At 52.9% G+C, this 257-nt stretch carries 1 protein-coding gene; it reads right to left on the bottom strand.

Annotated features, from left to right (window positions below; all coding sequences use genetic code 11):
- Positions 1 to 257 (bottom strand): trypsin-like peptidase domain-containing protein (locus tag RTW80_RS29910; protein WP_312721785.1); only part of this gene is annotated, 257 nt, incomplete at both ends.

Genomic DNA, 257 nt, shown 5'->3' with positions numbered 1-257 from the left:
GCGCGTCAGAGTCGGCAAGCTTAATCGCCGTCAGGTTCTTCGGATCCTGAATCTGAATCAGCGCGATATCAGAGCGCGGATCTTTACCGACCACTTTGGCATCGAATTTACGGCCATCGCTCATCTGCACTTTAATGGTGTTAGCATTATCTACCACGTGGTTATTGGTCACCACGTAGCCTTTCGCTGCATCAATAATGACGCCCGAGCCAAGTGCCATGAATTTCTGCTGCTGGCCGCCGCCCTGACCGTCATCC

It is taken from the genome of Escherichia sp. AM3 (genome assembly GCF_032029835.1).
Taxonomy (GTDB): Bacteria; Pseudomonadota; Gammaproteobacteria; order Enterobacterales; family Enterobacteriaceae; genus Escherichia; species Escherichia coli.
Note: the sequence above shows the minus strand (reverse complement) of the source record. Positions and strands in the feature narration are given on the sequence as shown.